Annotated in this window: 8 protein-coding genes; 3 read left to right on the top strand and 5 right to left on the bottom strand. The window is 39.2% G+C overall.

Annotated elements, in window-relative coordinates; all coding sequences use genetic code 11:
• The 4 genes from ACU8DI_RS12295 to ffh form a co-directional block, all read right to left on the bottom strand.
• Window positions 1-2,389 (bottom strand): HYR-like domain-containing protein (locus ACU8DI_RS12295; protein ID WP_447113078.1); only part of this gene is annotated, 2,389 nt, incomplete at its 3' end.
• A gap of 369 nt (window positions 2,390-2,758) precedes the next feature.
• A complete protein-coding gene (locus tag ACU8DI_RS12290; RefSeq protein ID WP_447113077.1) occupies window positions 2,759-3,475 on the bottom strand; it encodes a YwaF family protein in 717 nt (238 codons plus the stop codon).
• Between the two features lie 21 nt (window positions 3,476-3,496).
• The gene (locus tag ACU8DI_RS12285; RefSeq protein ID WP_447113076.1) at window positions 3,497-4,372 is read right to left on the bottom strand and encodes a bifunctional 5,10-methylenetetrahydrofolate dehydrogenase/5,10-methenyltetrahydrofolate cyclohydrolase; all 876 of its coding nucleotides are present in this window, start codon (window positions 4,370-4,372) and stop codon (window positions 3,497-3,499) included.
• 51 nt (window positions 4,373-4,423) lie between these two features.
• On the bottom strand, window positions 4,424-5,752 hold the full coding sequence (gene ffh, locus ACU8DI_RS12280) for a signal recognition particle protein (RefSeq protein WP_447113075.1): 1,329 nt from the start codon (window positions 5,750-5,752) through the stop codon (window positions 4,424-4,426).
• A 237-nt stretch (window positions 5,753-5,989) separates the two neighbouring features.
• Between ffh and ACU8DI_RS12275 the strand changes: the two genes are divergently transcribed.
• From ACU8DI_RS12275 to ACU8DI_RS12265, 3 genes are read left to right on the top strand one after another with little or no spacing between them, the layout of a single operon-like run.
• Window positions 5,990-6,505 carry an RNA polymerase sigma factor gene (locus ACU8DI_RS12275; RefSeq protein WP_447113074.1) on the top strand — a complete coding sequence of 172 codons (516 nt, stop codon included), beginning with the start codon at window positions 5,990-5,992 and terminating at the stop codon, window positions 6,503-6,505.
• 48 nt (window positions 6,506-6,553) lie between these two features.
• Window positions 6,554-7,450, top strand: a complete 897-nt coding sequence (locus ACU8DI_RS12270) for a FecR family protein (protein WP_447113073.1) — start codon at window positions 6,554-6,556, stop codon at window positions 7,448-7,450.
• A complete protein-coding gene (locus tag ACU8DI_RS12265; RefSeq protein WP_447113072.1) occupies window positions 7,443-9,758 on the top strand; it encodes a TonB-dependent receptor plug domain-containing protein in 2,316 nt (771 codons plus the stop codon). The genes ACU8DI_RS12270 and ACU8DI_RS12265 overlap by 8 nt, the downstream gene beginning before the upstream one ends.
• A 63-nt stretch (window positions 9,759-9,821) precedes the next feature.
• Here ACU8DI_RS12265 and ACU8DI_RS12260 read toward each other — a convergent pair whose 3' ends face one another.
• Window positions 9,822-16,292 (bottom strand): choice-of-anchor Q domain-containing protein, encoded by a 6,471-nt coding sequence (locus ACU8DI_RS12260; RefSeq protein WP_447113071.1) that lies wholly within the window; start codon window positions 16,290-16,292, stop codon window positions 9,822-9,824.
• Between the last annotated feature and the right edge of the window lie 163 nt (window positions 16,293-16,455).

Genomic DNA, 16,455 nt, shown 5'->3' with positions numbered 1-16,455 from the left:
GATTATTACATTCACCGAAGATTGTTACTGTCGTAGGACTAACCGTAATGTCACCATCACAGTTATCTACTGCTGTCAGTTCCACTAAATCTGGCACATCACTTGCACATTGCAAGTTAAGGTCTACAGGAGCTGTTGGTGCTACTGGAGCGGTATCATCGTTAACGTTAATCGTTTGGCTGACGCTACTCACGTTACCACAGCCATCTACGAAGGTCCATGTGCGTACTTGAGAAAACTGATTATTACATTCACCGAAGATTGTCACTGTCGTAGGACTAACCGTAATGTCACCATCACAGTTATCCACTGCTGTCAGCTCTACTGGTGGAGGCACATCACTTGCACATTGCAAATTGAGATCTGCTGGAGCTGTTGGTGCTACTGGAGCAGTATTATCGTTCACGTTAATCGTTTGGCTCACACTACTCGTATTACCACAAAGATCTGTAAAGGTCCATGTTCTGATCATGGTGAATTGATTGGCACAGTCTCCTGGTGTCACCACTGCTGATGGACTTACCGTAATGTCTCCATCACAATTATCAACAGCTGTCAAATCGAATGGTGGAGGCATATCACTTGCACATTCCAAGTTAAGATCTCCTGGAGCTGTTGGTGCTACTGGTGCGCTGTTATCGTCAACCGAAATATTTTGGGATGCACTAGTTTGATTATCACAAGCATCAATGGCTGTCCATGTTCTGATAATAGTGTATGCATTAGCACAGTCACCTGCTACAGTTGTCTCACTAAAATTCACAGTGACCAGCTCATCACATTCATCTGTAGCAAAAATGTTATCTGGAACACTTGGTATATCGTCACATTCAACAGTGACATCTACAGGTACATTAAATAGTACTGGAGGTATTTCATCAATAATTGTAATTGTTTGCACACACGTTGATTGATTGCCACAAGCGTCGGTTGCCGACCAGGTCCTTTCAACAGTAAAGCCACATTCGTTACCCGTAGTAGTATCTGAGAAATCAATTTCAGCCTCACCACTACAGGCTTCTATAGCTGATGCAAATGAGTTTAACGCTTCTGGAGATATATCCCATTCTGGATCCTGACTAAAACATTGCAGCTCCAAATCCTCAGGACAAGTTATCACTGGCGGAGTATCATCAATAAGAGTAATGGTTCTAGACTGTGAAACCGTATTTCCACACTCGTCAGTGGCCGTCCATGTTTGTATAATTTGAGCATCATCAAGACAGGATGCATTAGGGAACTGCTCTTCGAATTCGACGACGATTTCCGCAGTACAATTATCAGTTGCAGTTACAGTTGGTACTGCCGGAATAGCATCACAAGCGACTACAATATCTGAAGGCACTCCAGATAATTCTGGTGCTTCAGTATCCACAACGGTTATGATTTGAACACATTGCTGAGAATCTTGATTTTCATCTGTGGCTGTCCATGTTCTAGTAATGATTGTTTCATTGATACAATCTTGAGGTGTTTCGACATCAACATAAGAGATAATCACATCACCACAGCCTTCAATTGAAGTTGCTTCTCCTGTAAACACAGGATCTGAAGATTCATCACACTGAATGGTGACATCAGACGGACAAGTTATTGATGGTGCCACGCAACAGTTTTCTTGCGTAAGAATGATATTTTGCTGACAAGTCTGAATGGTTATAAAATCATTGATACCAAGATCAAAATATTTGAGGGTATAGGTTCTTGTCACTTCAATTTGATTGTTTCCATTCGAATCGACACAATCCGTTTCCCCTGCATCTGAAGACTCCATAATCACTTCAAAATCACATAATTCATTTTGAGCAAAAACCTCAGAAACTACGGTAGTTGGCGCTGGAATATTACATGGATCTCCTGAGCAGTAGTTGCCCGTGATATCCTCTAATTGTTGACACGCTACATCGACTGTACAAGGTGGACGTTCTCTACAAACATTACACATGGTCACTTGCGCATTGGAATTGATACACAAGTAAATATATATTTCATTCACACCTAAAGGAAAATCGAAGGTAATATTTGTCTGAGAGCCTCCATCAGATAAAGGCTGACAACTACTTCCGTCATAAACAAAATAGGACGCATCCAATTCTCCGGTACAACCTTGTCCTTGACCCACATCAAAGGTAAAACTCTCAGTTGTTGAATTTTCTGCTCTAAAAAACATGAACTCGAAACAATTAAGCCCAGTGATATCTTCACAATCGAGATTTTGATTAATATCACCTTCAATACTCGTTGATCCCACATCACAAAAAGGCAAGGTATCCACATCGACGGAGACGCGTTGGCCATCACAGACACTGGAGGTGTGATCTGGACACTGTCCGTAACTTAGAGAGGTCCCAAAAAACAAAAAAGTCATTAAAAGCAGTGTTTGCTTCATGACTTTGAATTTTAAAAACACGTTGTAAAACCTACAACAAACAAAAATTGAATTAATAGCAAATGAATTCATAATGATTGGTTTTAATAATTAAACCAAACATAATCGGTAAACATATAAATGTAAACTTGGGTTGATGGGCTATTAATCAACCTTTTTTAAACGCAATTGTTTTTCATTGAATAATATCTGTAGGGATAGAAAAACATATTATTCGATTCTAAACTACAAAAAATTAAACGACGATTATGGACTTTTAGATTATGACCTCAAAAAGAAGTTAAAAAGAATAGACTTGTAAGAATTTTCTTGTTTTCACATACTCCTAAACTGTTGTTTAACAAACATATATAATACCTGAATCGTTGTTCAAAAAATGCATTTTACATATTTATTTGCGAGGTAAAATGGCAGATAAATAAGCAAAAAAAGCGGTATTACAATAAGTTGAGCAGTGATTATATATATGGGCCATTCTCCAAAATAATCCAATAAAGATGCTGACTCTGGCTTTTTATTCAAATAGCAGTAATTCGCTTTCAAAAGCGTATTGACTAAAAACATCAAAGCTATATATACTTGCAACGCCAAAAAGGATATAAAGACGCTTTTCAATCGAGGTTTCAACTTAAAAATATAAATATGATAGAAAATGATGAACAATAAGCCTAAATGGACAATCCAGTATCGGAAATAATCAAAACTTGGAAAACCCACTGAAATATCTGGTGTGATAACGCCTTGTAAAGTACCAGCAATAATCCAAAATACTAAAACCTCAAACATCCAGTACCTTTTAAAATAGGTAAATATCGGAATTAGAATACCTAACAAACTACAGAGATATAAGGGTAAATCCGTTTGTATTTGATAAGTCGTGGTAAGCATTTTATAACCATGAAATACCACAACCACCAGAGAAATTAAAAGGGCAACTACATGAACTAAAACTTGCTGTTTCTTAAGAGGAAGTGACTTTGCATAATGCATGATGACTACTGAAAACACTAACGCCAAGCCAATGGGAATGAGATGTTCCGAACTCAATATTGAAACGCGGTCTGATGCTAACAGTAAATGAATCATACCGCAATATAGTTAAATGGTTTACATACGCTGCTCGCGAGCTAACAAGGTGTTTTTGAGCAGCATAGCGATGGTCATTGGCCCAACACCACCTGGAACTGGTGTAATGAAACTGGCCTTTTTACTGACGTTATCAAAATCAACATCACCAGTAATCACGTAGCCTTTCGGCGAATTGTCATCAGGTACTCTTGTTATTCCAACGTCAATAATGACTGCATCATCTTTCACCATTTCAGCCTTTAGAAAATTAGGAACACCCAGAGCCGAGATAATAATATCAGCTTGTGATGTAATCTGTGTAATATTTTTGGTATGACTATGCGTTAAGGTCACGGTTGAGTTTCCAGGAAATCCTTTACGTCCCATCAAAATACTCATCGGTCTACCCACGATATGGCTTCTACCAATAACCACGGTGTGTTTTCCTTTGGTTTCCACGCCATAACGATCTAATAATTCAAGAATACCGAATGGTGTAGCTGGTATAAATGTACTCATATCTAAGGCCATCTTTCCAAAATTCTCCGGATGAAAGCCATCCACATCTTTACTAGGATCCACAGCCATCAGTACCTTTTGTGTATTGATCTGAGGTGGTAACGGCAACTGAATGATGAATCCGTCGATATCATCATTTTGATTCAGTTCTTCAATTTTATCCAACAATTCAATTTCACTTGTGGTGTTAGACATACGCACCATGGTGGATTCAAAACCCACACGCTCACAAGCACGTACTTTGCTTCCAACATAAGTTAAACTCGCACCATCATTTCCAACAATTACGGCTGCTAAATGCGGTACTTTTTCACCTTTAGCGACCATTTTATCAACTTGTGCTTTGATTTCGTCTTTGATGTCGTTGCTTACTTTTTTACCGTCTAAAATTACCATGTTGTGTTATAATTGTATTGTTAATTTATTAAAATAAAAAAGCATGAGTTATTATCTCATGCCTTTCATAGCTTGCATCATTGCTTTGCCTTTTCCGCCTTGCATCATCTTCATCATCTTGCTCATTTGATTGAACTGTTTCAAAAGCTGATTAACTTCTTGAACGGACGTTCCTGATCCTTTTCCGATACGCTTTTTTCTACTCGCATTGATGACAGAAGGATTGGAGCGTTCTTCAGGTGTCATAGAATGAATAATGGCTTCAATACCTTTAAAGGCATCGTCATCGATATCGACATTCTTCATCATTTTACCGGCACCTGGAATCATTCCAATCAAATCTTTCATATTCCCCATTTTCTTGATTTGCTGAATTTGTTTCAGAAAATCATCAAATCCAAACTGATTTTTAGCAATTTTCTTTTGAATCTTTCGCGCTTCTTCTTCATCATATTGCTCTTGAGCGCGTTCCACTAATGACACTACATCACCCATTCCAAGAATTCTATCTGCCATACGTGATGGATAGAACACATCAATCGCTTCCATCTTCTCACCGGTTCCAATAAACTTAATTGGTTTATTCACAACAGATTTAATAGAAATCGCCGCACCACCTCGTGTATCACCATCTAATTTTGTTAGGATGACACCGTCGAAATTCAAAATATCATTAAAAGCTTTGGCAGTATTCACGGCATCTTGACCTGTCATGGAATCCACAACGAATAAGGTTTCTTGTGGCTCAATAGCTTTATGAATATTAGAGATTTCCGTCATCATGGCCTCATCAACTGCCAAACGACCTGCTGTATCAATAATCACCACATTATGTCCGTTAGCCTTTGCATGCGCAATACCTGCTTTTGCGATGGCAACTGGATCTGTATTTCCTTTATCACTGTATACTTCTACGTTAATTTGATCTCCAACGACGTGCAATTGATCAATCGCAGCAGGACGATATACGTCACATGCCACCAATAAAGGCTTTTTGGTTTTTTTATTTTTAAGATAGTTAGCAAGTTTTCCGGAGAACGTGGTTTTACCAGAACCCTGAAGACCTGACATCAAAATAATACTCGGATTACCAGAGAGATTAATACCTTCTGCATCGCCTCCCATAAGTTCCGTAAGCTCGTCTTTAACAAGCTTAACCATTAACTGTCCAGGTTGCAAACTCGTCAATACATTTTGACCAAGTGCTTTATCTTTAACGGTATTGGTAAATTCTTTAGCAATCTTAAAGTTGACATCGGCATCCAATAAGGCTCTTCGTACTTCTTTCAAAGTTTCAGCGACATTGACCTCTGTAATACTCCCATGTCCCTTGAGGACGTGTAATGCTTTATCTAACTTTTCACTTAAATTATTAAACATATGCTTTTCTAATTTTAAAGATGCAAATTTAGCGATTTGTGATGTATTTATGAAGCGAAGTACAAAATATAAGACACAAAAAAAGGATTGTTATGACGAACAATCCTTTTTTACCAACTAAAAACTAAAACTAACAGTTAGTTTCTAAAACGATAACCAACATTTTATATAGAACAATTAAAAAGATAAAACCCCTACCTCAATAATTTTTATAACTTAGCCACAACCAAAATTAACATGTCAAAATCACTTAAGGAACATATTTGTGAGGAACAGTTGTTCGCTTCCATCTTTAGAAAATATTCCAAGGATTTACATGATTTTCTTTTTTATAAATTCGGTAATCAATTAAATCCGCAAGATAAAATGCAGGAAGCATTTGTCAAGCTTTGGGAAAATTGTCGCAAAGTTCCACCGAACAAGGCTAAAAGCTTTCTTTTTACCACAGCAAACAATTTAATGCTGAATGAATTTGCGCATCAAAAAGTGGTATTAAAACATCAAAAAACGATTACTAAACATAGTACGAATATCAATCCAGAGTTTCTATTACAGGAAAAAGAGTATAAAGAAAAACTAGAAAACGCCATCGCTAATTTAACAGAAGCACAACGCGTCGCTTTTTTAATGAATCGCGTGGAAGGAAAACGATTTAAGGAAATTGCCGCACTTCTGGATATTTCTACTAAGGCCGTAGAAAAAAGGATTTATGGCGCTCTTAAAAAATTAAGACAAGATATTGAAGAATTATAAGGGTAGGAATTTTATGCTTATAACTGTTATATGGATGAAACACGTACAATGAACCGAGAAGACCTCATAAAAAAATGGTTAGACCATGATCTTAATCCGCAAGAACTTGAAGCATTCAAGAACTTAGAGGATTATCATGCTTTGGTAGCATTAGACCAGCATTTAAAAGGCTTTAAGGCAGAATCTTTAGATGTGGAGGATGCTTATAACAAGGTCAAAGGTGCGTTAGCTCACAAACGTGAAAAACGTATGCAACCTAAAACTTTTATACTAAGGATCGCTGCCATTATTGTGGTTTGCCTTGGTATTTTTTGGTGGACCACCACAGGTGACACAACAACGAATACGGTAGCTTCACAGCATAAGAGCTTAGTCTTACCTGATGCTTCTGAAGCACAGCTAAATGCTGTCACAACGATGGTATTTAACGAATCTGATTGGGAAGATAATCGTCAAGTTCAACTCAACGGTGAAGCCTTTTTTAAGGTCTCTAAAGGGCAACAATTTGATGTAATTACTGATTTAGGCACAGTCACTGTCTTGGGAACGCAATTTAATGTCAAATCTCGTGACCGCTATTTCGAAGTTACTTGCTACGAAGGTAAAGTTGCCGTATCCACAGCAGCAACTGAAGCAACTTTATTGCCTGGTGATCGATTTTTGATGATTGATGGAACAGTCATCCCTACAGAGAAGGAAACTACAAGCAACCCAACATGGCTAAATCACAAAAGCAGCTTTAAAAGCATTCCTTTTGATCAAGTTGTTTCCGAATTTGAGCGACAATACAACGTCACTATTGAAGTTAACAAAATTGACACCTCTCAAAGTTTTACAGGAAGTTTTACACATAATGATATTGAAATTGCCTTAAAATCTATTACTTTACCTTTACAATTAAAGTATAGTAAAACGGATAATATCATTAAGTTAAAACGTGAATAATAAAGGTGTAACCTATTTTATCATCCTCTTATTCCTTTTGAATATAGTCAAGGGTCTAGCGCAGAACCGTTCAAAAGACCCCATTCCACTTGTCGACATCCTTACTACACTCGAAAACAGATTCAACACCAATTTTACCTATTTAGATCAAACCATTGAGGGCAAAACCGCTTTTTTACCTAAAGACAATTTGACTTTGGAAGAGGCCTTGCTATTTTTAAAATCTGAAACGAATCTCGATTTTATTATTGTTAGTTCTACGAATATCGTTATTTCTAAGCGGATTAATCCTTTGAGTGATTTTATTACCCAGAAACTTGAAGAAGTGATCATCACCAATTTCCTGACGAAAGGCATCTCCAAGAAAAGTGACGGTAAAATAAGTATAGCGACCGAAGATTTTGGCATCTTACCTGGACTCATTGAGCCCGACATATTACAGAGTATTCAGGCGCTCCCAGGTATTATGAGTGTTGATGAACGCGTGTCAAATATCAATGTCCGTGGAGGCTCACACGATCAAAACCTTATTCTATGGGATGGCATTAAAATGTATCAATCCGGACATTTCTTCGGACTCGTATCTGCTTTTAATCCTTATTTAACGAAGTCTGTTAACATCTCAAAAAATGGTACGAGTGTTAAATTTGGTGATGGCGTTTCAAGTGTTATCGATATGCAACACTCCAACAGTCTCGATCAAGAATTTAAAGCTGGTGTTGGATTTAATCTCATTCATGCTGATGGCTTTGCTAAAATCCCTTTAAATGATCAAGCTGAATTTCAGATTTCGGCAAGACGCTCGGTCACAGATTTTATTTTCACACCAACTTATGACCAATATTTACAACGCGTTTTTCAGGATAGCGATTTTTCTAACACACAAGCAGGTAGTTCCGAAGTCATTTCTAATAATGAGCGCTTTTACTTTTATGATGTGGCTACAAAATTCTTATATGATATTACAGACCAAGATCAATTTCGATTTAATTTTCTAACCATTAATAACAGCCTGACTTACGATCAACAGCCCAATGACACATCACAAGAACCACTCAAAAACTCATTGATACAAAATAATTTTGCGACTGGATTGGAATACCTGAAATATTGGAATAGCAAACTCACTACGACCGCACAATTATACTATACCAACTATGATCTAACAGCCACCAATTTTGATGTGGTTAACAATCAACAATTTGACCAAGACAATCAGGTGAGTGACTTAGGCGTTAAGATAAATGCGACCAATCATATTGATGAGCACTTAAAATTACATGGAGGCTATCAATTTAGTGAGGTCATTATTAGTAATGCAGAAGAAACGGACAATCCTAGTATTATAAACTTTGTTAAAGAAGTAAATCGTACACATTCTATTTACGGAGAAGCAGAGTTTACCTCATCCAATAGAAACACCTATGCGAGAATTGGACTTAGAACCAACTACATAGAAAAATTTTCCGAGTTTTTTACAGAACCACGTCTATCGGTTAGCCATAAACTTAACAACGATTTTCGATTAGAAATTTTAGCCGAATTAAAAAGTCAAACAACCTCGCAAATTATCGATTTACAGAATGATTTTCTTGGTATTGAGAAGCGTCGTTGGATTCTATCTAACAACGAAGACATTCCGATCATAAAAAGTGTTCAAGGTGCTTTCGGCATTCATTATAATAAAAACAAATTACTCATAAGTGCAGAAGCTTTTATCAAGGATGTTGAAGGTATCACTAGTAGAAGTCAGGGTTTTCAAAATCAGTTTCAGCTGGTTAATGCCATCGGGAAATATCAAGTACGCGGTATCGATTTTTTAATCAATAAACAATTTGAATCTTTTAGTACATGGTTGAGTTATTCTTACAGTAATAACGATTATAATTTTGATACACTGAATGATGGGCAACGCTTCCCTAATAATTTGGATATAAGACATGCTGCAACATTTGCAGGAACCTATACCATAGACGATTTAAAATTGGCATTAGGAGTTAATTGGCATTCGGGTAAACCACAAACAAGACCTACTTCCATACAAAATAACGACGATAATCTGATTAATTATGAAGCACCCAATAGCAGCCGACTCAGTGATTATTTCAGAGCAGACATATCCGCTACCTATGCCTTAAAATTCTCCAATAAACGAAATGCATCCATCGGACTTTCCGTATGGAACGTATTCGACAGAAAAAACGTTATTAACACCTATTACGTTCAGAATTCCAATAATGAGATTATTACTGTTGAAAATTTATCACTTGGAATTACGCCTAATGTTAGTTTTAGGATTCACTTTTAAAAAAAGAAAGCCATCTTTCGATGGCTTTCAAAACAAATTTAGCTTAGTGTTTAGGCTAACTCACTAATTTAAAATCAGTTTATGAGTTACTTGATTCGTATCAAAGGTTAAGTTTAGAATATACAATCCTGAAGCTAAACCATTGATATCAATAGTATTAACACCAGTTCCTAATGTCACTTCTTTCACTAATTTTCCTGTGATTGAAATTACTTTTAAATTGATATCATTTGCAATACTCTCTCCTATTTCAATAGCAAACACACCATTGGTCGGATTAGGATAAACGCTCAGTACTGAAGAAAAGTCAAATTCTGAAACAGATAAAGCCGCTTGAGCTTCAAAAGCACCTATATCTCTTGCAGTTCCAAATACTGACTGACCGATTTGATCGGTAAACAAATCTGCCGGATCACCAGCATCGAAAGCCGGTGAGTTATTCAATAATTGGTGTGTGAACGTCGTTCCTCCATTATCTTGCAATGGGCCTAACAAAGGATTCACTTCTTCTAAATCATTCGCTTGTGACGCAAAAACTGACAAATCATCGGTTCCTATCAAATTGTAATCATTTGAAGTCACATTTCCAGAGACATCCAATCCTGAGGCAGCCGTGTTGAGGGCTACAATTGAATTTTTTAAAGTAACATTATTGATTGCGTCTATACCTCCACCAATTCCAGTAGATGAATTCATCGCAATAGTTACCGCATTTAAATCTAATACAGCACCATTGTTTGTCACACCACCACCAGAAACTGATGCTGAATTACCAGAGATAGTACTCGTCATTATATTCGTAATAGCGCCTCCATTATTATAAACACCACCACCTTCGCTAGCCGAATTATTATCGATAGTTGAAGTAGACACATTCATGACGGTTCCATTCTGGTTCCATAATCCGCCACCTTCATTGGCTGCGGCATTTCCTGAAATCGTACTTGTAGCAATAATGATATTCCCAGAAGTTCCAGTGACGTGAAGTCCACCACCATTTCCAGGTGCCGCAATACCTGCCGTACCATTAACATCGTTATTTATCATTGAAGCATTTGTAAAGTTCAAGTTACCGTCAATAATCTCGATAGCACCACCAGCACGATTGGCTGCGTTTGCAACAAATGAGGCATCATTAATTGTGACATCTCCTGCTGTACTCAATAAACCACCACCAGAAGCCGCAGTTCCTGTGGCTAAATTGTTAGAAATTATGGAACCATTTAAAATATTCAATGTTCCACCATTATTAAATACACCGGCTCCACCATCATCAGCAGCGTCACCTAATGCTAAATTAGCATCAATGGTTACGGCATCTAAGGTCATGATTCCTGATCCGTTCCAGAGTCCACCGCCTTCTCTACCAGCAGAATTTCCATTTACGGTTCCACCATTAATTGTGGCGTTACCTGGGCCAGTGATATGTAATCCACCACCATTACCAGGCGCCGTTCCAACACTATTATTGTTAAGCGTCACATTGGTTAATGACAAGCTACCAGATGCATTGGTTGAATTATCTTCAATACCGCCTCCTGCTCTGTTAGCTGTATTTCCTGTTATGACTACGTCAGAGACTGTTAGTGTTCCACCGTCAACATTTTGAATACCACCTCCAGATCCAGAAGCTCCTGTTGCGATGTTATTTGTTATGCTTGCATTATTTTGAACGATGAGTGTGCCACCATTATTAAATAACGCACCTCCACCATTATCGGCAGCATCTCCTTGAGCTACATTACTATCTAGAGTTGTGGCATCAACCGTCATGGTTCCTAAACCATTCCATAATCCGCCACCTTCTGAAGCTGCTGTATTCATATTCACAGTACCTCCAAAAACAGCTACTGTTCCACTGCCACTTACGTGCAATCCACCACCATTTCCTGGTGCTCCAGGTCCTGTGACAACACCTGCATCATTGGAGTTCAATGATACATTTGTTAAGGTTACTGATCCAGTTCCGTTGGTTTCAATACCACCACCAGCGCGATTCGCTTGGTTATCAGTAATTGAAGTTCCATTGGCTGTTACCACACCAGAGGCATTTAAAATACCACCTCCTGTAGATTGTGCGCCATCAGCCACATTATTTGTGATAACGGTTGTACCTGAAATATCAACAGTTCCACCTTCGTTGTAGATACCGCCACCACCAGCAGCGCCTGGAGTCGTCCCATCATTACCAGAGGCAATGTTAGCATCGACCGTATGATCAACAATCGTCATGATTCCAGATCCATTCCATAGACCACCACCTTCGTTAGCGGCTATATTTCCGTTAGTGGTTCCGCCTGTGATTGTTATATCTTGCGTTCCTGTAATGTGAAGTCCACCACCATTTCCTGGAGCTGCTACAGCAGGCGAAACACCAGCATTATTGTTATCCAAAGTTGTATTGGACATAGTAATAACTCCAGTACCAGCTACAACTTCTATTCCACCACCAGCACGATTAGCTCTATTCGCTACGATGATTGCATCTGTTGAAGAAAAGCTAGCATCAGCATCTACCAAAATTCCACCACCAGAACCAGCAGTTCCATCAGCGATATTATTAGATACTGTTACGCCATTTACTAAGTTCACGGTTCCTCCGTTGAATGCAAAGATACCTCCACCACCATTATTAGCGGCATCACCACTGGCTATGTTACTATCAATTATAGTTCCATCGACCGTCATAATTCCTGATCCATTCCATAGACCACCACCTTCAGATCCAGCAGTATTTCCATTTACGGTTCCACCATTAATTGTAGCGTTACCTGGACCAGTGATATGTAATCCACCGCCATTACCAGGCGCTGTTCCAACACTATTATTGTTAAGCGTCACATTGGTTAATGACAAGCTACCAGATGCATTGGATGAATTATCTTCAATACCTCCACCTGCTCTGTTAGCTGAATTTCCTGTTATGACTGCGTCAGAGACTGTTAGTGTTCCTCCATCAACATTTTGAATACCACCTCCAGATCCAGAGGTTCCAGTTGCGATGTTATTTGTTATGCTGGCATTATTTTGAACGATGAGTGTGCCACCATTATTAAATAACGCACCTCCACCATTATCAGCAGCATCTCCTTGAGCCACATTACTATCTAGAGTTGTGGCATCAACCGTCATGGTTCCTAAACCATTCCATAATCCGCCACCTTCTGAAGCTGCAATATTCATATTCACAGTACCTCCAAAAACAGCTACTGTTCCACTGCCACTTACGTGCAATCCACCACCATTTCCTGGCGCTCCAGGTCCTGTGACAACACCTGCATCATTGGAGTTCAATGATACATTTGTTAAGGTTACTGATCCAGTTCCGTTGGTTTCAATACCACCACCAGCGCGATTCGCTTGGTTATCAGTAATTGAAGTTCCATTGGCTGTTACCACACCAGAGGCATTTAAAATACCACCTCCTGTAGATTGTGCGCCATCAGCCACGTTATTAGTGATAACGGTTGTACCTGAAATATCAACAGTTCCACCTTCGTTGTAGATACCGCCACCACCAGCAGCGCCTGGAGTCGTCCCATCATTACCAGAGGCAATGTTAGCATCGACCGTATGATCAATAATCGTCATGATTCCAGATCCATTCCATAGACCACCACCTTCGTTAGCGGCTATATTTCCGTTAGTAGTTCCGCCTGTGATAGTTGTTGATGCTGAACCAGTGACATGTAGACCACCACCACTTCCTGGTGCAGCCACAGCAGGTGCAACACCAGCATTATTGTTATCCAAAGTTGTATTTACTAATGTTAATGTACCTCCAGCTAATTCAATTCCACCACCCGCTCTATTAGCTTGATTGGTAATGATTGAAGCATTATTGAAGGTGATATCTCCACCAATACTTAACACACCACCACCAGAACCAGCAGTTCCATCAGCAACATTGTTACTTATTGTTGTATTGTTTTGTACAATTAGTGTTCCACCATTATTAAAAATTCCTGCTCCACCATCATCTGCAGTGTCACCACTTGCAATATTTCCGTCAATTGTTGTGCCATCAACCGTCATAGTTCCTGAGCCATTCCACAAACCACCACCTTCTCGTGATGCTACATTGTTATTGAAAGTACCACCTGTAATTGTGGCATTAGCAGCACCTGTAATGTGAAGACCTCCACCATTTCCTGGAGAAGCTCCTGTGCTATTCTCATCAACTACTGAATTTGTAATATTCAAAGCACCTTCAATTAATTCGATTCCTCCACCAGCACGATTCGATGTATTCAAAGTAATTTCTGCGGCATCAATAGTCACAACACCATTAGTTGAAAATATACCACCACCTGAACCAGAAGTTCCTGTTGCTGAATTATTAGTAATTATGGTACTAGCTTGCACGTTTAAGGTTCCTCCATTATTAAAAATACCAGCACCTCCATTATCTGCATTATTACCTTGTGCTTCGTTACCGTCAATGATTACGCCACTTACAGTCATGGTACCACTACCATTCCAAAGACCACCGCCTTCAGAAGCTGCTGTATTATTATTTACGGTTCCACCGAGAATACTCGCGTCTGCAGAACCTGAAATATGAAGTCCGCCGCCATTTCCTGGAGAGGTCGTTGTAGTATTAAAATCTAATGTGGTATTTACCATGATTAAGTTTCCATCAATCAATTCGATACCACCACCAGCACGATGAGACGTATTGTAAGACACCCAAGAAGAGTTCACCGTGACCGTTCCATCAGTACTAAAAATTCCGCCGCCAGAACCTAAGTTGTTATTTGCTAAATTATTCGTTACTGTTGTGGCATTTTGAACAGTTAAGGTACCACCATTGTTAAAGATACCTCCACCTCCTGTGCTCGTTATTGTTCCTTGAGCATCATTGCTATCAACAAGGGTATTATCAACAACCATGGTCCCGAGATTATTCCAAAGTCCGCCGCCTTCCCAAGCTGCAACGTTCGAAGTAATGGTACTATTGACAATAGTCGCATTTGTAGTTCCTGATAAATGAATTCCTCCACCGTTACCAGGGTTTGCCATAGACCCAAGTCCGATATCTACACCAGCCGAGTTACCGGTTAGGGTCACGCCATCTAAAGTTAATGTTAATCCTGAGCTATCTTCTATCGCACCACCAGCTCTACTCGCATAGTTTCCTGAAATTACTAAACCAGAGGCCAAGTTAAGACTACCACCAGTATTATTAAAAATTCCACCGCCACGTCCACCTGGAGTCGCTGCCATCGCAGTATTTCCTGTAAGCGTTGTAGCGGCATCTACATTCAGTGTTCCACCATTATTGAAAAGTCCGCCACCACCAGTCGCATCGCCATTGGCTATGTTTCCTGTGATGGTAGTACCATTGACAGACATGACCCCTACACTATTCCATAAACCACCACCTTCAAAGGCTGTGTTATTAGTTACAGATCCACCGTTATAGACAACATCTCCAGCTCCTGAAATGTGGAGTCCACCACCATTTCCTGGTGCAGGTCCATTCACAGAATTAGCGTTAAGATTAACGTTATTAAATGTATATACTTCTCCCGCTGAAGAGTTAATTTCAATCCCTCCACCAGCTCTGTTGGCTGTATTATTTTCAATCGTCAGACCATCTACTGTCAATGTACCAGGCGTCAATGTAAAAATACCACCACCTGAACCAAGTGCTCCAGATGCTGTATTGTTAGTAATGACCGTTCCTGGTAAGACAACAAGGTTTCCACCGTTATTGAAAATTCCTCCACCACCTTCGTCACCTCCAGGGCCTTGGGCATCATTTCCTGCAATCACCATACCATCAACCGTCATTGTGCCAAAGCCATTCCAAAGCGCACCACCTTCACTAGCAGCTATATTCGCTGTTGCAGATCCTCCATTCACCATCACGCTACCATTACTTGACACGTGTAAAGCACCACCTCTTCCTGGTGCCGCTATAGCTGGTGAAACACCAGCATTATTGCTTATAAAATTAACGTTATTTAAAACTGTTGAAAGTCCGGCACCTGTTTTATCTTCAATTCCTCCTCCAGCTCTATTGGCTGTGTTAAACGAAATTTCAGTATCATTGACAGTCAAAATACCACCCACATCATTAAAAATTCCACCACCTGAACCAGCAGGATTTCCCGTGGCATTTGCCACATTATTCGTAATGATACAATCATTTACTGTGACTACGGCATTCGACATTAAGATCGCACCACCATCAGGAGCAACCCCATTTGTTAAAGTCAAATTATTCAATTCTACGGTTCCAGCAGTAATATTAAAAACGCGACCGTTAAAATTGGCATCAATGGTAACCGTTGCTGCGGCTCCATCAATCGTTAAACTTTTATCAATGAGTAATTCGCCATTCAAAGTCACTGTTGTGACCGCTGGCGTAAAAGTAATTGTACCGCCAGGAGGCGTGTCTGCGATTTCATTTCGAAGTGTTCCATCTGTTCCATCATCTGCACCACTAGTGACTAGCTGTGCAAAAGAATTTAGGGACATCAATAGAGTTATCGCGAATGCAATAACCAGAGTAGTTTTGTTTTTCATTTGATTCGTGTTAATTAAACGTTTGATTTTAACGTCTCTTTGGGGATAAGACACCAAGACCTACGCAAATCTTTTCTAGCCGGTTTTGAAACTGACTAGTTTTAACATTTATTTAACAAATAGAGCCTTTAGAAATCAGTGATGTGATGACCTTAGCTACCTT

The sequence above is a fragment of the Psychroserpens sp. BH13MA-6 genome (genome assembly GCF_052983595.1).
The sequence above is the reverse complement of the archived record's forward strand: the minus strand, read 5'-3'. Positions and strand labels throughout refer to the sequence as shown.

Excerpts from the sequence above, each read along its gene's own strand:
- ACU8DI_RS12270 (WP_447113073.1), top strand. The coding sequence starts at position 6,554 with ATGAACCGAGAAGACCTCATAAAAAAATGGTTAGACCATGATCTTAAT.
- ACU8DI_RS12275 (WP_447113074.1), top strand. The coding sequence starts at position 5,990 with ATGTCAAAATCACTTAAGGAACATATTTGTGAGGAACAGTTGTTCGCT.
- ffh (WP_447113075.1), bottom strand. The coding sequence starts at position 5,752 with ATGTTTAATAATTTAAGTGAAAAGTTAGATAAAGCATTACACGTCCTC.
- ACU8DI_RS12290 (WP_447113077.1), bottom strand. The coding sequence starts at position 3,475 with ATGATTCATTTACTGTTAGCATCAGACCGCGTTTCAATATTGAGTTCG.
- ACU8DI_RS12285 (WP_447113076.1), bottom strand. The coding sequence starts at position 4,372 with ATGGTAATTTTAGACGGTAAAAAAGTAAGCAACGACATCAAAGACGAA.
- ACU8DI_RS12260 (WP_447113071.1), bottom strand. The coding sequence starts at position 16,292 with ATGAAAAACAAAACTACTCTGGTTATTGCATTCGCGATAACTCTATTG.